At 48.4% G+C, this 20,192-nt stretch carries 21 protein-coding genes and 1 tRNA gene; 17 read left to right on the top strand and 5 right to left on the bottom strand.

Translation table 11 applies throughout. The features are described 5' to 3' along the window. Window positions 1-61: 61 nt before the first annotated feature. The 11 genes from infB to QZZ36_RS08330 all read left to right on the top strand — a co-directional run bounded on the left by infB (window position 62) and on the right by QZZ36_RS08330 (window position 12,008). A complete protein-coding gene (gene infB, locus QZZ36_RS08380) occupies window positions 62-2,782 on the top strand; it encodes a translation initiation factor IF-2 (RefSeq protein WP_295079878.1) in 2,721 nt (906 codons plus the stop codon). Window positions 2,783-2,823: 41 nt separating this feature from the next. After that, complete coding sequence (locus QZZ36_RS08375) at window positions 2,824-3,411, top strand: hypothetical protein (protein ID WP_295079875.1); 588 nt, start codon at window positions 2,824-2,826, stop codon at window positions 3,409-3,411. A gap of 17 nt (window positions 3,412-3,428) precedes the next feature. Further along, window positions 3,429-3,767 carry a 30S ribosome-binding factor RbfA gene (rbfA, locus tag QZZ36_RS08370; RefSeq protein ID WP_295079872.1) on the top strand — a complete coding sequence of 113 codons (339 nt, stop codon included), beginning with the start codon at window positions 3,429-3,431 and terminating at the stop codon, window positions 3,765-3,767. Window positions 3,768-3,779: 12 nt separating this feature from the next. Continuing rightward, entirely contained in the window at window positions 3,780-4,733 is a 954-nt protein-coding gene (locus QZZ36_RS08365; protein WP_295079869.1) for a DHH family phosphoesterase, read from the top strand. Continuing rightward, entirely contained in the window at window positions 4,730-5,623 is an 894-nt protein-coding gene (truB, locus tag QZZ36_RS08360; RefSeq protein WP_295079866.1) for a tRNA pseudouridine(55) synthase TruB, read from the top strand. The genes QZZ36_RS08365 and truB overlap by 4 nt, the downstream gene beginning before the upstream one ends. A gap of 4 nt (window positions 5,624-5,627) precedes the next feature. Then, window positions 5,628-6,506, top strand: a complete 879-nt coding sequence (gene ribF, locus QZZ36_RS08355) for a riboflavin biosynthesis protein RibF (protein WP_295079862.1) — start codon at window positions 5,628-5,630, stop codon at window positions 6,504-6,506. Window positions 6,507-6,627: 121 nt separating this feature from the next. Then, the gene (locus QZZ36_RS08350; RefSeq protein ID WP_295079859.1) at window positions 6,628-7,731 is read left to right on the top strand and encodes an ATP-binding cassette domain-containing protein; all 1,104 of its coding nucleotides are present in this window, start codon (window positions 6,628-6,630) and stop codon (window positions 7,729-7,731) included. Further along, complete coding sequence (locus QZZ36_RS08345; RefSeq protein ID WP_295079856.1) at window positions 7,731-8,453, top strand: ABC transporter permease subunit; 723 nt, start codon at window positions 7,731-7,733, stop codon at window positions 8,451-8,453. Before QZZ36_RS08350 ends, QZZ36_RS08345 begins: the two co-directional genes overlap by 1 nt. Before the next feature lie 28 nt (window positions 8,454-8,481). Beyond that, entirely contained in the window at window positions 8,482-10,203 is a 1,722-nt protein-coding gene (locus tag QZZ36_RS08340; protein ID WP_295079853.1) for a GldG family protein, read from the top strand. Continuing rightward, window positions 10,203-11,708, top strand: coding sequence for a DUF4340 domain-containing protein (locus tag QZZ36_RS08335; protein WP_295079850.1), 1,506 nt, complete (start codon window positions 10,203-10,205; stop codon window positions 11,706-11,708). The genes QZZ36_RS08340 and QZZ36_RS08335 overlap by 1 nt, the downstream gene beginning before the upstream one ends. Window positions 11,709-11,726: 18 nt before the next feature. Further along, window positions 11,727-12,008 carry a hypothetical protein gene (locus tag QZZ36_RS08330; protein WP_295079847.1) on the top strand — a complete coding sequence of 94 codons (282 nt, stop codon included), beginning with the start codon at window positions 11,727-11,729 and terminating at the stop codon, window positions 12,006-12,008. 114 nt (window positions 12,009-12,122) lie between these two features. Here the strand turns inward: QZZ36_RS08330 and QZZ36_RS08325 are convergent, their stop codons facing one another. From QZZ36_RS08325 to rsmD, 5 genes are all read right to left on the bottom strand, one after another. Next, a complete protein-coding gene (locus QZZ36_RS08325; RefSeq protein WP_295079844.1) occupies window positions 12,123-13,778 on the bottom strand; it encodes a DAK2 domain-containing protein in 1,656 nt (551 codons plus the stop codon). 45 nt (window positions 13,779-13,823) lie between these two features. After that, window positions 13,824-14,183 (bottom strand): Asp23/Gls24 family envelope stress response protein, encoded by a 360-nt coding sequence (locus tag QZZ36_RS08320; RefSeq protein ID WP_295079842.1) that lies wholly within the window; start codon window positions 14,181-14,183, stop codon window positions 13,824-13,826. Window positions 14,184-14,355: 172 nt separating this feature from the next. Beyond that, the gene (locus QZZ36_RS08315; RefSeq protein ID WP_295079839.1) at window positions 14,356-14,856 is read right to left on the bottom strand and encodes a vacuolar-type H+-ATPase subunit H; all 501 of its coding nucleotides are present in this window, start codon (window positions 14,854-14,856) and stop codon (window positions 14,356-14,358) included. 5 nt (window positions 14,857-14,861) lie between these two features. Beyond that, window positions 14,862-15,353, bottom strand: coding sequence for a pantetheine-phosphate adenylyltransferase (gene coaD, locus QZZ36_RS08310; protein ID WP_295079837.1), 492 nt, complete (start codon window positions 15,351-15,353; stop codon window positions 14,862-14,864). Continuing rightward, window positions 15,350-15,907, bottom strand: a complete 558-nt coding sequence (gene rsmD / locus QZZ36_RS08305) for a 16S rRNA (guanine(966)-N(2))-methyltransferase RsmD (RefSeq protein ID WP_295079835.1) — start codon at window positions 15,905-15,907, stop codon at window positions 15,350-15,352. Before rsmD ends, coaD begins: the two co-directional genes overlap by 4 nt. A 398-nt stretch (window positions 15,908-16,305) precedes the next feature. Between rsmD and QZZ36_RS08300 the strand changes: the two genes are divergently transcribed. From QZZ36_RS08300 to QZZ36_RS08275, 6 genes are all read left to right on the top strand, one after another. Continuing rightward, window positions 16,306-16,689, top strand: a complete 384-nt coding sequence (locus tag QZZ36_RS08300) for a GntR family transcriptional regulator (RefSeq protein ID WP_295079833.1) — start codon at window positions 16,306-16,308, stop codon at window positions 16,687-16,689. After that, entirely contained in the window at window positions 16,682-17,560 is an 879-nt protein-coding gene (locus QZZ36_RS08295; protein WP_295079831.1) for an ABC transporter ATP-binding protein, read from the top strand. Before QZZ36_RS08300 ends, QZZ36_RS08295 begins: the two co-directional genes overlap by 8 nt. Next, window positions 17,561-18,316 carry an ABC-2 transporter permease gene (locus tag QZZ36_RS08290; RefSeq protein WP_295079829.1) on the top strand — a complete coding sequence of 252 codons (756 nt, stop codon included), beginning with the start codon at window positions 17,561-17,563 and terminating at the stop codon, window positions 18,314-18,316. Then, window positions 18,316-19,047 carry an ABC-2 transporter permease gene (locus QZZ36_RS08285; protein WP_295079819.1) on the top strand — a complete coding sequence of 244 codons (732 nt, stop codon included), beginning with the start codon at window positions 18,316-18,318 and terminating at the stop codon, window positions 19,045-19,047. Before QZZ36_RS08290 ends, QZZ36_RS08285 begins: the two co-directional genes overlap by 1 nt. Next, window positions 19,037-19,906 carry a type II CAAX endopeptidase family protein gene (locus tag QZZ36_RS08280; RefSeq protein WP_295079817.1) on the top strand — a complete coding sequence of 290 codons (870 nt, stop codon included), beginning with the start codon at window positions 19,037-19,039 and terminating at the stop codon, window positions 19,904-19,906. Before QZZ36_RS08285 ends, QZZ36_RS08280 begins: the two co-directional genes overlap by 11 nt. Before the next feature lie 207 nt (window positions 19,907-20,113). Next, window positions 20,114-20,189, top strand: a tRNA-Val gene (locus QZZ36_RS08275). Window positions 20,190-20,192: the final 3 nt, after the last annotated feature.

Here is a 20,192-nt window from a genome sequence, read left to right as displayed (position 1 = left end):
AATATTTCTTATTATGACGCCGCATATTCGCGCGGCAGATATCATGGAGGTAATCAAGCCTATGGCAAAAAAAATAAAGTTAAGCGACGCTGCAAAAGATCTGAATATCCCTGCACAGGAGATCATAGATCTCTTTGCGGAGAAAGGTGATAACAAGAAAAAAACGGGTTCTGCTCTCACAGAGGAAGAGATGAATTCGATACTCGAACACTATACAAAGGAGCGCTATACAGTCAATACGTTCAACGACTACTTCAATTCCAAGAACGATCCGCGTCCTGAAAACACAGAGGCTCCAAAGGAGAAGAAACCGGCTGCAAAGAAGTCTGCCGAGAAGAAGCCGGCAGAGCCTAAGAAGGAAGAAAAGAAGGCTGCCGCTCCTAAGGAGGAGAAAAAGGAAGAGCCGAAAAGCGCTGCGAAGAAGTCTGAAGCAAAGCCTGCTGAAAAGAAGGCTGTTGCTTCCGCGAAGAAGGAGACAAAGTCTGCCGAGGCTGCTCCCGTAAAGGCGGCAGAGCCGGAGAAAAAGCAGGAAACTGCTCCCGTAAAGGAAGCTCCCAAAACTGAGGAAAAGCCTGCCGAGCCTGTAAAGGATACTCCCAAGGCAGAGCCTGAGAAGAAGCAGGAAGCTGCTCCGGCAAAGGAAGCTGCTCCGGCAAAGGAAGCTCCCAAGACAGGCGCTCCCGTTCAGGAAAAGAAGAACGACAAGAAGAAGGACAAGAAGAAGGAGCAGGCAAAGGCTCAGGACAGAGGCGAGCGTACAAAGTTCAACGCCGCGTTCAGCTCTGAGACAGCCCAGACCTCCACTCAGCGCCGTACAGTTGATACAAGAGGAAGCTACGTTGATCTCGACAAGTACAACGAGAGATACGACCAGATGGCTACATCGAACAAGCACAAGAACGACAACTACTCTTCAAAGAAGCAGAAGATAAATCAGAAGTCAGCTCAGAGAACACGTCAGCAGTTCTCGAAGAAGGAGTCTGAGACCGAGAAGCTGAAGAGACTGGAGCTCGAAAGGGCAAGAAAGCAGCAGCTCAAGGTGCTTATCCCCGACAGCATAACTGTTGGAGAACTCGCTACACGTCTGAAGGCTACGGCAACTGATGTTATCAAGCAGCTCATGAAGCTGGGCGTAATGGCTTCCATAAACCAGGAGATCGACTTTGATACAGCCGCTATCGTTGCAGACGAAATGGGCGCAAAGGTTGAGAAGGAGGTAATCGTTACAATTGAGGAGCGTCTTATCGACGATACCGACGACGACGATACAAACCTCCAGCCCCGCTGCCCTGTCGTTGTGGTTATGGGCCACGTTGACCACGGTAAGACTTCCATACTCGACCGTATCAGAAACGCTCATGTAGCAGCAGGCGAGGCAGGCGGAATCACGCAGCATATCGGCGCTTATCAGGTGAATATCAACGGACAGGACATCACCTTCCTTGATACTCCCGGACATGAAGCTTTCACTTCAATGCGTGCAAGAGGCGCGAATATCACTGATATCGCTATCCTCGTTGTCGCAGCTGATGACGGTATCATGCCTCAGACAGTCGAGTCCATCAATCACGCAAAGGCTGCGGGAGTTTCCATTATCGTTGCTATCAACAAGATGGATAAGGAGGGAGCTAATCCCGACCGTATCAAGGAGGAGCTCACAAAGTATGATCTCGTATGCGAGGACTGGGGCGGCGACGTTATCTGCGTTCCCGTATCGGCAAAGACCGGCGAGGGTATCGACGACCTTCTTGAGAATGTTCTCCTCGTCGCTGAGGTCAAGGAGCTGAAGGCAAATCCCGACAGACTTGCAAAGGGTACCGTTATCGAAGCCCGTCTTGATAAGGGCAGAGGTCCTATCGCAACGCTTCTCGTTCAGAACGGTACACTGAAGCAGGGCGATGTGCTCATAGCAGGTACCGCTGTGGGAAGAGTACGTGTAATGACCAACGACAAGGGCAGATCTGTTAAGACAGCAGGTCCTTCCGTGCCTGTTGAGATCACAGGTCTTGCAGAGGTCCCCAGCGCAGGCGATATCTTCAATGCCGTTGAGGACGAGAGACTCGCAAGAGAGCTGGTGGAGCAGAGAAAGCACGAGGCTAAGCAGGAGCAGTTCAACGCTTATCGCAAGGTAACTCTTGACAACCTGTTCAGCCAGATCGCAGAGGGCGAGATCAAGGAGCTACCAATCGTTGTCAAGGCGGATGTTCAGGGCTCTGTGGAGGCTGTAAAGCAGTCCCTTGAAAAGCTCTCAAACAATGAGGTAAGAGTAAGAGTTATCCACGGAGCAGTAGGTGCCGTAAAGGAGAGCGACGTAATGCTGGCAGCAGCTTCAAACGCTATCATCGTCGGCTTCAACGTAAGACCGGATCCCGTTGCGGCGGAGAATGCCGCAAGAGACGGAGTGGACATCAGACTTTACCGCATAATCTATGACGCTATCGAGGAGATATCCACAGCCATGAAGGGTATGCTCGCTCCCAAGTTCCGCGATGTTGAGCTGGGAAGAGTCGAGGTCCGTCAGGTATACAAGATATCCAATGTCGGTATGGTAGCAGGAAGCTACGTTCTCAGCGGAAAGGTAACAAGAGGAAGCAAGGTCCGCGTAGTGCGTGACGGCATTATCATCGCCGACGACGAGATCGCAGGACTCAAGCGCTTCAAGGACGACGCAAAGGAAGTTGCCGAAGGATACGAATGCGGCATCAGCCTTGAAAAGTTCTCAGATGTCAAGGAAGGCGATATCTTCGAGACGTATATCGTCGAGGAGTACCGCGAGGATTAATGATTTATTGCTTTATATAATGATCAAAGGGGGAATTTCTTATGGATAACAGCAGAATGAGTACGGCAGATATGCTGCAGTACTGCAACGAGGCACTGGCTTGGGACGATTTCGGACCGATAGATATATTCTTCTTTGAATCGGTAAAGAAGATACTTCTCGGTCAGTGCAGCGCAATGGAGGAGCCGGAGGAGTATTCAGACGACCTTATGGGCATAGAGCGTCCGGTACGTGATGTGGAGCTTGAGCCTGAGTACGGAAATTATGCCGATATCTACTACGGCGAAGAGGGCGACGACGATATTCCCGATTACAGCGCTACTCCTGAGGACGAGGCGTTCTCGGCGGAGATGTTTACAGGCGGATTCTTCAACGATCCCGACGGTACGGCGGCTGTTGAAGCAGCTGAGGCTGAGGCTGAAGCTGCCGGAGCGGAGCCTGAGGGAAAAACAGCGGCAAAGACGACAAAGAAGCCTGCTGCAAAGAAGACCGCGGCTAAGAAAACAACTGCAAAAAAGCCTGCTTCAAAAAAGGCGGCTGCCGGAAAGGCGTCCTCAAAAAAGGAAAAATCTGCCGAGTCCGATAAACACGAAGAGACAGCAGGAGGCGGCTTTACCGTCAAACTGTAACGACAGGAAGGAATAAGATGCCTAATTTCAAGAACAGCCGTATGGCTGAAGATATAAAACGTGAGATGACTGCTATTCTCCGCGAGCTGAAGGATCCGAGAATAGACAAGATGCTCACTATCGTAAGAGCTGACCTCTCAGGCGATATGTCAAACTGCAAGATATACGTTTCCAGCTTTGACGGTATCGAGAGGGCAAAGGAATCGGTTGAGGGATTGAAAAGCGCCGCAGGCTTTGTAAAGCGGGAGCTTTTCCACAGACTTAAAATGCGCAAGGCGCCGGAGCTTACTTTTATCGCTGACAACTCTATCGAGAGAAGCGCGGAGATAAGCAAGAAGCTCCACGACCTGCTTTAAGGAGGGCTTTGTATGTTCATTGGTTTCAGTGAGGCTGAGCTCTTTCTCAGAAACTGCCAGGACGCAGTTATAATAACTCATCGCAATCCGGACGGAGACTGCATAGGCGCAGGTTTTGCGATGAAGGATATCCTTGCTCAGATGGGTATCCGCAGCAGAGTCGTATGTCACGATGTTTTCCCGTCGCGCTACGACTTCCTCACCAGTGTCGGAGCCGGTGAGGAATTTGAACCAAAGACCATTATCGCGGTGGATATAGCCGATGAGACGCTTATGGGCGATTATAAGGACATCTACGGCGGAAAGGTGCAGCTCTGCATCGACCACCATATATCAAACAACAACTACGCAGAGAATACCATACTCCGTGCTGACGCTACGGCAGCCTGCGAGATAATATACGACCTTGCAAAGTATATGGGCGTAAAGATCACAAAGCACTGCGCTATGTGCCTTTATACCGGTATCGCTACGGATTCTGGCTGCTTCAAGTACGACTGCACAACTCCTCACGCTCATGAGATAGCGGCTGAGATGATGCGCAGCTACGATATTAATTTTGCAAGGATAAACCGCTATATGTTCGATGTCAAGTCAATGGGCAGACTGAAGCTCGAAGCGAAGGTGAACGAGCTCATGGAATACTGCCTCGGCGGAAAGCTTGCTATCGCTGCGGTAACGCAGGATATGATGAAGGATATGGGCGTTTCAATGGAGGAGCTGGAGGGCTTCGCTCCGCTGACCATACAGCTGGAGAATACAGAGGTCGGCATACTCATGCGCGAGCGTGAGGACGGAGTATACAAATGCTCATTCCGTTCTGCCAACGACGTCAACGTATCGGCTATATGCCAGTCCATAGGCGGCGGCGGTCACGCGAAGGCTGCCGGCTGCACCATAAGCGGACCTCTTGAGGACGCAAAGCAGAAGCTTATAGACTCTGTAAAAAGGGCGCTTGGCGAATGAACGGGATACTCTGCGTGAATAAGCCGCAGGACTTTACTTCTTTTGATGTTGTTGCGAAGCTCCGCGGTATACTGCGTATAAAGCGTCTCGGTCACGGCGGTACCCTCGACCCTATGGCTACAGGCGTTCTGCCGGTATTCGTGGGCAACGCGACAAAAGCCTGCGATATCATGCCGGACAATACCAAGAGCTACCGTGCAGGCTTCCGTCTGGGAGCAGTATCGGATACTCAGGACGTATGGGGCGAGGTGCGAGAAAGCTCGGATAAGGCTGTTTCACGGGAACAGATAGAGGCTGTGCTGCCTGACTTTACAGGCAGGATAATGCAGCTTCCTCCGATGTATTCGGCTGTTCAGGTGAACGGTCAGCGCCTTTATGACCTTGCGAGACAGGGCATAGAGGTGGAGCGTCAGGCACGTGAGATAGAAGTTGAAAGCCTTGTGCTGGAGGAATACGACGAGGCTGCCCGTGAGGGAGTCATGTCCATAGCCTGCGGCAAGGGCACTTATATAAGGACCATTATCAGCGATATCGGTGATAAGCTGGGCTGCGGAGGGATAATGACCTCGCTTGTAAGGACCTCCTCCGGCGGCTTTACTCTTGCCGACTGCCACAGCCTTGAGGAGATACAGCAGGCAAGAGACGAGGACAGACTGGGTGAGCTGATACTCCCCATAGAAAGAGTGTTTGAGAAGCTGCCTAAGCTGAGACTTGGCGAGGCTCAGACAAGAATGTACAGAAACGGTGTAAAGCTCGATATATCAAGAGTGCACGGCATAGTCAGGGAGGCTGACTGCTACGGGGTCTACGGCTCCGACGGCGGCTTCATCGGCACTGCCTTTGCGGACTTTGACAGCGGAGAGCTCCGTATCGGAAAGAATTTAGGGTGACAGAATGGGATATCAGAAAACAGCTGTTGCTTTAGGGCTTTTTGACGGAGTACACCTCGGACACCGGGCTGTACTGAAAGCTGCCGCTGACAGGAGAGCCGACGGGCTGGAGCCCTGCGCTTTTACCTTTCCGCCGGAAAGTACAGTGAACAAGGGGGCGGCAGGCTATATCTACAGCACGGACGAAAAGAGCTCCATACTTGAAAAGGAATGCGGTATCGGACGGGTGCTTTCACCTGATTTTGCGGATATCCGCGGCATGGACGGCGACAGCTTCGCAAGGGATATCCTGTGCGGAGAGCTGAACGCTGCCTTTGTGTGCTGCGGTTATGATTTCCGTTTCGGCAGTGGAGCTGCCTGCGGAGTGGATAAGCTCCGGGAATACGGAAAAAAATACGGTTTCTCGGTCATGGCGGTGGAGGATATCTGCTGCTGCGGTCAGAGAGTATCCTCAACGCTGATACGCGAGCTTGTCTCTAAGGGCGATATGGAAAAGGCGGAGCTTTTTCTCGGAGCGCCTTACCTTATTTTTAAGGAAGTGAGCCGCGGAGCTCAGCTCGGACGCACTATCGGATTCCCTACAGCAAATCAGCTCTTCGGCAGGGGACAACTCGTGCCCAGGTTCGGAGTATACGCTTCGGAGACTGTGACCGGCGGAAAAAAATATCCGTCCATTACGGATATCGGTGTGAAGCCTACCGTGGATTACGGCGGCGCACCGCTTGCAGAAACCTATATACACGGATTTTCGGGAGACCTTTACGGAAGTCCGCTTCAGGTAAGACTTAAAAGATTCATCCGTCCTGAGATGAAATTCGGTTCTGTTGAGGAACTGAAAAAACAGATCGGCGCGGATATAAAGTCTGCCATCAATATATTGTAAAAAATTCGCAGCACTTTCACTCTGTTATCACAAAAAAGTATTAACATTGTAGTTGCTGTGAACTATAACGGCACCTGATATCATGTGCCGTCAACATACGCAATAAGGAGGGTCAAACCCAATGATAGAGGTCAGAAACCTTACTAAATCATACGGCGACAAGCTCGCTGTGAGCAATATAAGCTTCAAGGTCGAAAAGGGTGAGATACTCGGCTTCCTCGGTCCTAACGGCGCCGGAAAGTCGACTACGATGAATATGCTGACAGGATATATCTCGTCATCAGCCGGAGAGGTTCTGATAGACGGCGTTGATATCCTTGAGGATCCCAAGAAGGCAAAGGCAAATATCGGATATCTTCCTGAAATACCGCCCCTTTATGTGGATATGACAGTCGAGGGCTATCTCAGCTTCATCTACGATCTGAAAAAGTGCAAGCTTCCGAGAAAGGCACATCTCAAGGATGTGTGCAATCTCTGTAAGATATACGACGTAAAGGACAGGATAATAAAGAACCTTTCAAAAGGTTACCGCCAGAGAGTAGGACTGGCACAGGCTCTTATAAACAATCCGCCCGTGCTCATTCTTGACGAGCCTACTGTCGGTCTCGACCCTAAGCAGATAATCGAGATAAGAACTCTTATCAAGAAGCTCGGAAAGAGACATACGGTTATCCTTTCGTCACATATACTGCCTGAGATACAGGCGGTATGCGACAGGATAATCATTATAAACAAGGGACAGATAGCAGCAGACGGTACTGCCGAGGAGATAGCTTCGGATATCACCAACGAGCACAAGATGACTCTTCGTATCGAGGGTCCTACTCATACCGCAGATGATAAGCGCCTTATCACTGATGCTGTAAAGGGTATAAGCGGCGTAAAGTATATACGTGCTGATATGGAGCGCGAAAAGGGCATTTACGACTATGATGTCGAGACCGACGGCAAGACCGACGTCCGCCGTGAGATCAACCGCATCTGTGCAGAAAACGGCTGGAATATCCTTATGCTCCAGCTCTCAGACCTCACTCTTGAGGACATCTTCATGAAGATCACAATGACAGATACAGGTTCTGAAAAGGATGCAGAAAAGAAGAGCAGACCGGCTCCTAAGCTTGATCTGAAGGTCGGCGAGGATGGCTCTCTCAATGCTGTCAATGAAGAGGAAAAAGATACTGAGAATAAGGAAGGCTCAGAAGAAAGCAACGGAGGTGAGGAATAATGCTGGCGATTTACAGACGTGAAATAGGCGCCTTCTTCACATCCGGCGTGGCTTATGTATTTCTGACTGTGTTCTGGCTCGTTTCAGGGATATTCTTCTATAATACGGTGATCGCGGCAGGAAATGCGGATACTTCAAATCTGTTCGGTTCGATGTTCATTATCGTTCTGTTCCTGATACCCGTGCTCACAATGAAGCTTCTCAGCGAGGAGAAAAAGAACAAGACGGATCAGGGGCTTCTCACAGCTCCGATAGGTCTGTGGGAGATCGTGCTCGGCAAATACTTTGCAGCGCTTACACTGTATGTTATTGCTGAGTCTGTGATCTTTATATACGCATTCGTTATCAACTACCTCGGCGACGTTATATGGCCGTCGCTTCTGGGCAATTATTTCGCAATGCTCTTCCTCGGAGCTGCGTTCATTGCTGTTGGACTTTTCATCTCCTCTCTTACCGAGAATCAGATGGCTTCCGCGGTAGTATGTCTGGTAGTGCTTTTCGTTCTCTACCTTTCGGAATCACTGGTATCCGGCTTTGCAAATTCCAAGTCAGGATATCTTAAACTTGTCTACAAGGCAGTTACAAATATATCCTTCTATTCAAGGTATATTGAATTCACAAGAGGCGTGTTCAGCCTTACAAGTGTGCTGTTCTTTGTCAGCGTAGCCTTCGTCTTCAACTTCCTCACCGTCAAGGTGCTTGAGAAGAGACGCTGGAGCTGAGACTCGTGAAAGGAAGGTTTGTATACAGATGAGTAAAAATGATACCGGCAAGAAAAACGCAAATAATACTGCCGAGGATATAAACAGCGATTCACTGGAAAATGTCACCGGTACGACTGACGTCGGCGGCGAGACAGCCGGAAAGAGTGCCTCTTCAGGCTGGATAAAGAACAAACTGGGGGCATTTGGTTCAAGAAAGTTCAAGTACGGAACGATGTTCTACATCATCATCGCCCTTGTTCTCACTATAGTTGTTGTTATCAACGTCATGGTCAACGCTCTCGCAAAGCGCTCTCCCATCAATCTCGACATTACTCCCGACAACAGATATGAGCTCACCGACCAGACCATTAGCGTTCTTAAAAATATTGAAAAGGACGTTGATATAACCGTCACGGCGACAAAGGATTATTTTGATACCCGCAGGGCGCAGGCTGAGAGCTATTACGCGCAGTACGGTGTTCAGGCTGAGATCCCGTTCGAGATGATACCTGAGCTGCTCGAAAAGTATTCGGTATACGCCGCACAGAGCAAGGGCAGTATAAATGTCAAATACGTGGATATGAACATCGACCCTGATGTTATAAACAAGTATAAGCAGAATTACAGCGGTGATATAGGCAGCGGTGCTATCATCATCAGTTCAGGGGACAGAGTAAGGGTCCTTGCTGAGCAGGAAGTTATAAATTTGCTCAAGCCTGACGAAAACGCAATGAAAAACGGCGAGTTCAAATGTCTGTTTGTCGGTGAGAGCGTACTGACATCAGCTATAATGAACGTAACGGATATCAGTCCTGTAAGAGTTGCGTTTGCAAAGACCATAAACGGCGCTCCGCTCTACGATTCACAGTCGGTTTCTTCTGAAGACGCTATAAACAGCTTTGAGAAGGATCTCCTTGAAAAGAACGGCTATGAATGCAAGGAGATTGATATCGCCAATGACACATTAGACCCCATGGATTACGATATGCTCGTTGTATTTGCTCCTACCGTTGACTTTACTGACGATGTCATAAAGAAAATGAGCGATTTCCTTTTCAACGGCGGACATTACGACAGGAACATGATTTATGTTCCGGATTACAGTCAGACTGATCTGCCTAATATCGCAGAGTTCCTTTCCGACTGGAGCATAAAGGTCGAAAACAGGTACGTTCACGATGAGGACGATAAGGTCAAGGCTTTTTACGACGATCAGTATTATCAGCACGTCGGAATCGCCATTGATATAACCGATGCCGATTCAGTCGGAACTATGCCTAACGAAAAGCTTTCCATAGTTGCGGAGCTTCCGAGGGAGCTTTCTGAGATCAAGAAGAACAACGGCGACATCGTAAAAACTATACTGTCATCATCGGCTACTTCATATACGGTCGATATGATAGAAAGAACCCAGAATACCGACGACAAGGGCGCAAAGCCGATCGTTATGCTTTCGAGAAAAGAGGATTCAGAGCAGCTTCAGGTATTCGGAAGCGAGCTCCTCGTGATCGGAAGCTCACTTATGACTGACGCGGTATATATTCAGAACACTACAAGATTCAATAATGCAAATGTCCTTATCAATATCATAAACAAGATGTCAGGCAAGGAAAACAGCATTATCATTCCCGATAAGAATCTCCAGAGCTCATTCCTTGCTCCTACTGCAAAGCAGGCAAAGACTATACAGATAATAGTTGTATGGGTACTCCCGTTCTTGGTTGCTGCTGCAGGCGTAATCGTACTGTTAAGGAGAAGGAATAAGTAATGAAAAAGCAAGCAAAGGGTATAATCGCTCTGAGTGCAGTGCTTGCGGCGCTGCTGGGCGGAGGCTACGCTTACATGAAGTTATCGCCTGAGGAGGGCGGCAGCGACCCTGCGACACCTACACTGCTGGCTACTGTTGCCGACGGTTCCGGAACGGTACTGGTAAGCGACAACGGTCAGGAGGGAACTGTAAAAAAAGTAGTCGTAAAAAACAGCGAGGGCGAGCTTACAGTAGTTATGAAATCAGCTCCTGCTGATGGTTCGGAACCGGTATATACCCTTGAGGGATATTCCGATCTGAAATTAAAGGAACTCATGATCGGTACTCTTGCCAATAACGGAAACGGTCTTACAGCCAAATCCGTTGTGGCGAGAGACTGCGACGACGTTTCAAAGTACGGATTTTCCAAACCGACTGCCACAGTTGACATGACATATGAATCCGGCAATACAGTCAGGTTCTTCGTGGGCGATACTGCTCCTTCGGACGACGGAGAGTACGTTATGGTGGACGGAAAGAACGATGTATATATAGTTGAAAGCTCAACCGTATTGAATTACAGCAATTCAGTCACCGACTTTGTTGACAGGACAATGATCGACTCGACCATTGACGGAGATCAGCCAAAGGTTGAAAGCCTCAGGATAGAGCGAAGTGACATGGAGAGCGATATCCTTATCGAATATGATCCCATGAGCGAGAATGCTTATTCCGGCGGTACTTCATCTTCTCACAAGATGCTGCTTCCAACGGAGAGCTACCTCAATGTTGAAACATCGGAAAATGTCATAACAGGTATGTTCGGGCTTACTGCTTCCGGTATATACGTTATCCACTGCAAGGACGGGGATATAAAGGAAGCCGGACTCAGCGACCCGTTCTGCAGGGTCTCGGTTGACTGCGGCAGCAAAAAGTTCGTACTCCTTCTCGGCAAGGTATTTTCTGATAACTCAGGAAACAAGTGCTGCTATGGAATGCTTGAGGGCGGCAATACAATATACATCATACCTGCCGAAAAAGCTCCGTGGCTCACTGTTCAGCCCATAGATGTGGCAACAAGAATGCTCATAAACGCTTATGTATGGAACATAACAGATATGACAGTAAGCGGCGGAGGAGAGAAGGCAGAGTTTGTCATAAAGCCTGCTGACCCGGATAATAAACCGGATACTCCCTCATCGTCTGATTTCAAGGTAACATTCAACGGCAATGATTTCAGCTCCGAGAGGTTCAGGAAGTTCTATTCGTTCCTTGCAGGTACAAATGCTGAGGAATTTGCGCTCGGTGTGCCTGTTCCTGAGGGCGAGCCGGACGCTGTTATAAAGTACAGCGATTCATATACGGGAAAGACAATGACATACGAGTTTTATGATGACTCGGTAATGCGTTCGCTCATAGTTGTAAACGGTGAGAGCAAGTATTACTGTACAAAGTCATATGTCGGCGTCCTTTTGGACAATATACGCAGAATAGATACGGATGACGATTTCGTCACGAGATGGTAATTTCCAGGGAGGTATAGAATGATCGAAAAATTCAACACATATAAGGGCTATCCGCTTGTAAGAAACGGAAATCAGTTATACTACGGCTATATGTCCGACCCTTATGTTATATTTATCCAGATCCTTGAAACTAAAGATGAAAACGGTGAACAGATGACTTCAAAGGTAAGAGTCGTTCAGATGGACACAAATGAACCCGACCCGCTCAAGGCTTTCGTTAAGAACGCAGAGCGTGAGTGCGGACTTTATGAAGCTCTCGACATCGCAAATGTCTGGCTGGAAAAGGCTCTTAAAAGCTGAACCGGTCCGTAATAAAAAGCAGTCAGCCATAAAAGCAGCATCGCGGCTTTTATGGCTGGTTTTTCCTTTAATATAAAACATGGGCGTGATGAACATATCATCACGCCCGTTTTTTTATTCTACGGAAATAATATAGTAGTAAACAGGCTGACCGCCGTTTACGAGCATTACTTCTATCTTGTCGCCGAGCTTGGACTGTATGAACTTCTGAAGCTCTTCCGCGTTGTCCTCGGACACGTCCGCGCCGTGGATAAGCGTAATATAGTTCACATCGCCCTTTGCAAGCTTCTTTACGAGCTTGTATGTAGCCTTGTTGATATCGCGCTCGGTGAATGAGAGCTTGCCGTTGTCGAGAGCGAGTATCTCTCCCTCCTTTATCTGATGACCCTCAAATTCAGAGTTCCTTGCGGCAAAGGTAATGAGACCCGTTGATACTTTCTCGAAGGCTCTTGTCATATCCTTGCGATTCTCGTTAAGGCTGCGGCTGTCGTCGAAAGCCAGCATAGCTGCTATGCCCTGAGGGATAGTCCTTGTCTGGAGCACGCAAACCTTTTTGTCTGTGAGTTTTACAGCCTGTTCAGCTGACATTATTATATTCTTGTTGTTGGGAAGAACGAATACTGTATTGGCAGGAGTCCTGAGTATAGCACGGAGAATATCGTCTGTAGAGGGATTCATAGTCTGACCGCCCTTGACAACGACGTCCGCTCCAAGGTCTGTGAACATTGCTTCGAGACCGTGACCTGCTGCAACTGCAACAAAACCGAACTCCTTCTCAGGCTCTGCGGGAGTAAGACCTGCCTCGGCAGCCTGTGCGTCCCTGACCTTGTTTTCGTGCTGTATACGCATATTCTCTATCTTCGGACGGGGATCGTTTGTGAAATGTCCGAATTCAAGACCTTTCTGTATAGCCTTTCCGGGATTGTCAGTATGTACGTGTACCTTTATTATCTTTTCGTCGTCAACTACAACTACGCAGTCGCCTATAGTTTCAAGATATGCGCGAAGTATGGAAGCGTCGGGACAGCCCGCGTCCTTTTCGAGCATGAATTCGGTACAGTATGTATATGTTATATCGTCGTCGTACTCGCTGACAGCTGTTCTGAACGAATCCTGCGAGCTTTCCTGAGCTGTGGGAGCTTCAACGGGCTCGGCGATTTTTCCGCCTGCGAAAACGTCGCACATCGCTCTGAAAATAATACAGAGACCCTTGCCGCCTGCGTCAACGACTCCTGCTTTTTTAAGCTGAGGGAGCATATCAGTAGTTTTTGCGAGAGTAGCCTCTGCCTCGTCGCAGACCTCTTCCCAGAATGTTACCACGTCGTTTGTCTCGGCGCATATTTCATCAGCCTTTGCGGAAGCAGCCTTGACAACGGTGAGTATAGTACCCTCTACAGGCTTCATTACAGCCTTGTAGGCAGCCTCCACTCCGTAGCCGAGAGCGTCGCTGAAGTTCTCGCTGCCAGCTTCCTTGCAGCCGGCGAGTCCTTTTGAAAAGCCTCTGAATATAAGTGAAAGTATAACGCCGGAGTTTCCTCTTGCGCCTCTCAGAAATGCCGACGCAGCCGTTGATGCTACCTCGGATACCGGAGCCTTTGAGTCAAGACGTTTCAGTTCGGCTATTGAATTGCCTATGGTCATTGACATATTGGTTCCTGTATCGCCGTCCGGAACGGGGTAAACATTCAGCTCATCCACCTCGCGCTTCCTGTTGGCAATAGTAACGGCAGCGGAGATTATCGCATCCCTGAGTAATGAACCGTTTATCACAGTTAAGTCCTCCAATCCTGCAAACAGGTGAAATACCTTTACGCCTTATGCGTTAAGGTCGTCAACGTATACGTTGACCTTGTGTACATCTATTCCTGCAGCTTCCTCTACGGTGAAGCTGACCTTATGGGTAATGCTGTTTACGGCAGCAGTGATATTTGTGCCATAGGTCACTTTGATATGGAGGTCGATGACGAGACCGCCGTCCTTATCGGTACGTATGAGCACACCCTTGTTCTTCCTGAAAGCCTTGCCTGCTGTTAGGGCGGAGACTGCTGAACGGAAGGTGCTTACATTGCTCACGTCAGAGACTCCGAAGCAGTCGGTCACGGCGTGCTTGACGAGCTCAGTGAGGTAATTTTCCGATATAGTTATCTTTCCGATATGATTTTCAAAGCCTACCATATGGTCATCACTCCTTTGGTAAAAATTGCTGCGGCATATTCAGAGCGGCCGCTGCACTAAATAATTATATCACAAACAAACGGGTTTTACAATACCTATTAAAAAGATTATTTTTAAAAATCAGGCTGCTCTCACACAAAAAAGCGGTACTCTGAGGAGTACCGCTTATAACTTACTGTATGCCGTTTTTCTTGTCGTTTGTGCTGTTCATGCTGAGACCTGATGACACAGCGCTTCCCAGCTTGCTCTTTACGACCTTTATGCTCTGGAGGTTCCTTGAGTAATAGCTCTCGGTGTCGTTGAGCATCTTGGCAACTGAGGTGGCAGCGTTCTGCTGAAGGTTCTTTGCCGCTGTCTGAGCCTTGGTGATCATATCGAGTGCCTTTTTCTTTGCCTCAGTAACAATAGCTTCTCTTGACACTATCTGAGCGGCACGCTCCTCAGCCTTGCGGATTATTGATTCCGCATTGAGCTTTGCTTCGTTGAGGATACGCTGGCAGTCGAATTCGATCTTCTTTGCCTCCTTGAGTTCGTGAGGCATATTAAGGCGGACGTCGTTAATGAGTTCTCTCATTCTTTCTCCGTCGATGACCTTCTTGTGTGATACGAAGGGAACTGAGCCTGCCTTGTCGAGCAGTTCGTCCATTTCTTCTAAAATCTCATCAATGCTCATATTAATTACCTCTCTTTAATTAGTCTTTGTTTTATATCATCGAGTATTTCGTTGGGAACGAAGTGACTTATATCGCCGCCGAAGTATGCTATCTGTTTTACCAGACTGGAGCTGAGATACATATTTCCCGAAGCTGTCGTAAGGAATACTGTCTCTGCGCCCTCGTACAGCTTCTTGTTTGCGAGTGCCATCTGGAACTCATATTCAAAGTCACTGACGGCTCTGAGTCCTTTGACGATAGCGATAGCGCCGACGTTTCTCACATAGTCTGCGAGGAGACCGTCGAGTATATCTATTACTACATTATCAAGGTCGCGTGTGACCTGTTCTATCATAAGCATACGCTCCGTAGCCGTGAAGCTCGGCTGTGCCTTGCCTGCGTTCCTTGATATCAGGACGATCACCTTATCGAAGAGCTTTGACGCTCTTGTGATGATGTCAAGATGTCCAAGTGTCACAGGGTCGAAGCTTCCGGGGCAAACGGCAACTCTTCTCATTTCTCAGCCACCTCCTCGGACGGTTTGCAGAATATCGTGACATTGATCTTGCCGTAGTGGTAGGTCTTTCTCAGCGTCATACCCTCCGGAGCTGCCGGCTCTTCCGCGTCACTTTCGTATTCACAGATTATGAATCCTCCGTCGCGGAGCTTTTTGGCTGCGAAGGGGAGTATATTTGCGATATGGCTGTGGCGGTAGGGCGGGTCGAGGATTATGATATCGAAGGTCTGCGAGGTCAGCCTGATATAATCATAGCTGTCGCGGTTTATGACCTCTGACTGCCGTTCAAAGCCTGTATTGCGCAGATTCTCGTTTACGCATCTTATCGAGCGGAGCGAGCTGTCAATAAATACAGCGTGGTCTGCGCCGCGGCTGAGGGCTTCGATACCCATCTGACCGCTTCCTGCGAAGAGGTCGAGGACTCTTGCTCCCTCAAGTTCAAACTGAACGGCTGAAAAGATGCCTTCCTTTACCTTGTCGGCAGTAGGTCTGACGTCCAGACCTTCCGGTGCGACAAGCTTGCGGCCTCTTGCAATGCCTGTGATTACTCTCATATTTTAGTGCTCCGAAGCCGCAGGATCAACTGCGGTTTCCGCATTTACGGCATACGGATGCCGAGTTATATACATTATATTATATATTATTTTTTGCGGCTTGTCTATATCATTTTTTAAAAATAGGCGATTTTGACTAAAAAAGGTTGTTTTTATTTGTCTATCATATACACATTTGAGTGAGTTGAGAGTGGAGAGTTGAGAGCTGAAAGTTAATGTTTTCGCTGCGCTCACATTATTTAAATAATATCGCCGCAGGCGACTCCACAACTCTCAATTCTCAACTCTAAACTCTCAACTGCAAAAATTTGTGAAACAAATTTTTGCAAGGGTATTGACAAGTGTGTGTATAAATGTTATAATGTGTATAACGTATATATACAATATTGAGGTGGACTATGGATATTATCATCAGTAATTCATCGGGTGAGCCCATATATCAGCAGATATCCTCGCAGATAAAGGGACTTATCCTCAACGGTGCGCTGAAAGCAGGGGACGCTCTGCCTTCCATGCGTACACTTGCACAGCAGCTCCGGATAAGCGTTATCACAACGAAACGCGCTTACGAGGATCTCGAAAGGGACGGCTTTATCGAATCGTATACCGGCAAGGGCAGCTTTGTAAAGGGGCAGAATACCGAGCTTCTCAGGGAGGAGTACCTGCGCCAGACAGAGGCTCTGCTCACTCAGGTATGCGACAAGGCAAGACAGTGCGAGCTCAGTCTCGACGAGCTGAAGGAGATGCTTGATCTTATTTACGGAGGGGAAGACAATGAATGACTATGAAAATGCTATTGAAATCAAGGAACTGACCAAAAGGTACGACGGCTTTACTCTCGACAAGGTGAGCTTCAGCGTGCCTAAGGGTTCTATTATGGGCTTTATCGGGCAGAACGGCGCCGGCAAGACCACTACCATAAACGCCCTGCTCAATATCGTGAAAAAGGACGAGGGCGAGATACGTCTCCTGGGTCTTGACAGCGAAAAGGATGAATACGAGGCAAAAAAGCAGATAGCTGCGGTGTTTGACGAGCTGCCCTTCGACGACAGGCTCAATGCCATAGCTATCGACAAGATACTCCGGGAGATATATGAGGAGTGGAGCACGGATACATTTTTCGGCTATCTTGACCGCTTTGCGCTGCCGAGAAAGAAGAAGTTCGGCAAGTTCTCAAAGGGCATGAAGATGAAGCTGCAGATCGCGTCTGCGCTGTCCCATAATGCGAAGCTTCTCATCATGGACGAAGCTACCACGGGTCTCGACCCTGTTGTGAGAAACGAGATACTGGATATATTCCTTGAGTATTTGCAGAATGAGGAAAACACTATCCTCATGTCCTCACATATCACTTCCGACCTCGATAAGATCGCGGACTGCGTTACATTTATCGACAAGGGAAAGGTGCTCATAAGCGGCTACAAGGACGATATACTCGAAAACCACGGCATACTCAAATGCACAAAGGACGACTATAAGGATATAGCTGCCGAGGATATCGTAAGCGCAAGACTGAACGACTTCGGCGCAGAGATAATGGTGTCCGACAAGGCTTCATGCAGCCGGAAATACTCAGGAGCTGTCATTGATCCCGCAACTCTTGAGGATATAATGATATTTTATGTAAACCGGGACAAAAAGGAGTGGAGATGAATGAAAGGTCTTATCTACCGTGAGTTGTACCTTATACGCAAGACGACCGTTATCACGCTTCTTGTCTATTTCATATTCGTTGCCATGATGTCCCTTGTGTGCATAAGCACTTATGCAGGTAATCTCAAAGGTGAAGAGGGTGTAATTGAGATATTCTATCCGCAGGCATACTTCTATGCGGCGTGTATCGCCCTTGTAGGTATGGGCTACGGACATAATGATATCATTCAGAAGGACTATCAGTCACGCTGGCAGCTTTTTTCCTATACTCTGCCCATAAGCGACAGGAAGATAATTGCGTCAAAGTTCATAGTGCGCGGTATACTGCTGCTTGCAGGCCTTGTGCTCGCTGTTATCGCAGAGGTGATAATAGCTGCTGCGGCTAAAATGCCTGTAAGTGCGGATCATATCAAGAATATCCTTATTATCGGCGCTGTTATGACCGTAGGCTTTTCGGAGATACCGCTTATGCTCCGCTTTAAAAACCAGAACAAGGGAGCAGTTGTTACACTTTTTGCTTTGGCACCGTTTATGGCGGCTTTCGTATATTTTGCATGGAAATTCACGAAATTCTGCATGAGCGAAGCAGTAAGGCTGTACGGTGAAGCCACCGATGAGACCATGGCAAAGGTATTTGCGCCTTATTTTGACAAGGCGCGTACAATATGCTTTATCGCCGCACCGTTCTTTGTTGTCGGCGTAGTGGCGCTGTTCTATGTGTGGGCGCTTAAGGAGTACAGAAGGAGGCGTTACTGATGACGGGATATCTTTATAAGGAATTCAAACTCAATATCCGCCTTGTACTTTTGTTTCTGCTGACATACCTGTTCTTTTCCATAGTTCCGATCTTTGCGGTAGTTGATGCAAAAGATGATGATACTATTGACAAAACGCTGACAATGATACTGGGAGTGTTCTGCGTTTTCGTATTTATTACGGCAGGCTGCATACAGAGCGGAGTTTTCAACGGCGACGACAGAAAGAAGTGGGCTTACTTCGTTACCTCGACCCCCTCGGGGATAAAGGGATATATAGGCGCGAAATACCTGTTCACAATGCTGTTCACCATGTTTGTTGTGACCCTTGAAACGCTGAAAATAGCACTTACTGAGCAGATATTGGGACAAACGAGCGGACTTTCCGTGCTTATTGCGGCGATGTTCTATGTGCAGCTGCTTATGAGAGCTGTGGAGTATCCGCTGATAGTGCGCTTCGGTGTGAAAATGGGAAGCATGGTAAAGATAACGGCGGTATGTGTTGCCATTCTTGGATTTATAGTGTATATGCTTTTCGGCGATACCTCCGTCTTTGCAAGCATGGATACATTCTGGGAAAGAATGTTTGCCTTTGTTGGAGATCCGGACAAGCTGAAAATGCTGCTGCTGTGGGTGGGCATATGCACACTGGCTGTGCTGCCGCTGTATTACCTTTCCTACAGGATATCCGTGAAGCTGTACCTGAAAGGAGCTGAGAATTATGCCAAGTAAGAAGAAAACTCTCCTTCGTGTATTCATATACCTTGTACTGGCTTTCGCTCCTGCTTATGCGCTGGAACTGATATTCTCTGACAAGCAGGGCAGTGTGAAGAATGTGTTCTGGGGAGCTACCCTCATGCTCTATCCTGCCATAGCCTCTGTTATCACGAGACTGGTCACAAGAGAGGGCTTCCGTGACGCAATGCTGGGCTTCGGAAAACGAGGCAGCGGCAAATACTACGCGGCAGCAGCGATATATCCGATAGTGCTGCCATTTGTCAGCGCTCTGATACTTCATCTTTTTATAGTGGAGAACGGAAGCATTTCCGACAGCGCTTTCGCAAGCGATACCGTAATGGGTATTGCTTCTCTGCTGATTGCTGTAATATCCGGTATCGCAACTGCCTTTCACGGTCTCGGCGAGGAGCTGGGCTGGCGAGGCTATCTCACGCCCAAGCTTGAACAGCTCATGCCGACTCCTGCGGCGATAGTGGTCACGGGAATTATATGGGCTCTGTGGCACGGACCTCTCCTTGCTTACGGCTACGACTTCGGCAGGGACTATGACTTTTTCCCTTACGGCGGCTTTATTGCAATGATAGTAATGTGCATATTCTGGTCGGCTGTGCTGACGTGGCTCACCAAGCGGACAGGCTCGGTATATCCTGCGGCGCTGTGTCATATGCTGATAGATACGGTGCTGAACACGGTGTTCATTCCCTTTGCTTACAAGGCAGACGGTGAGAAGTTCGCGTACAGGACAAATGAGTTCTGGATGCTGATACTCTCAGTATTTCCGATGATAATAGTGTGCGGAGCTGTATGCATGGTGCTTGTATGCAAAAAGGAGAAGAAGGCGGCTAAAGCCTGACACGGCAAAAATGATTTGATAAAAATGGGGTAAACTTTTTCAGCCGGGAGCCGACGGCTCCCGGCTTTTTTCACTGAAAAAGGGCTGTTTTCAGCGCTTTTTTAAATAAAGCAAAAAATCTCAAAATTTTTTTCAAAAAATGCTTGACAAACCTGAGATACTATGATATAATTATTTTCGTCGCCGAGGATACGGCGTCTGCGAAGTGGGGGTTTAGCTCAGCTGGGAGAGCATCTGCCTTACAAGCAGAGGGTCACAGGTTCGAGCCCTGTAGTCCCCACCACAT

Origin of the sequence: Ruminococcus sp., from assembly GCF_016287535.1 — a bacterium.
GTDB lineage: Bacteria > Bacillota > Clostridia > Oscillospirales > Ruminococcaceae > Ruminococcus.
The sequence above is the reverse complement of the archived record's forward strand: the minus strand, read 5'-3'. Positions and strand labels throughout refer to the sequence as shown.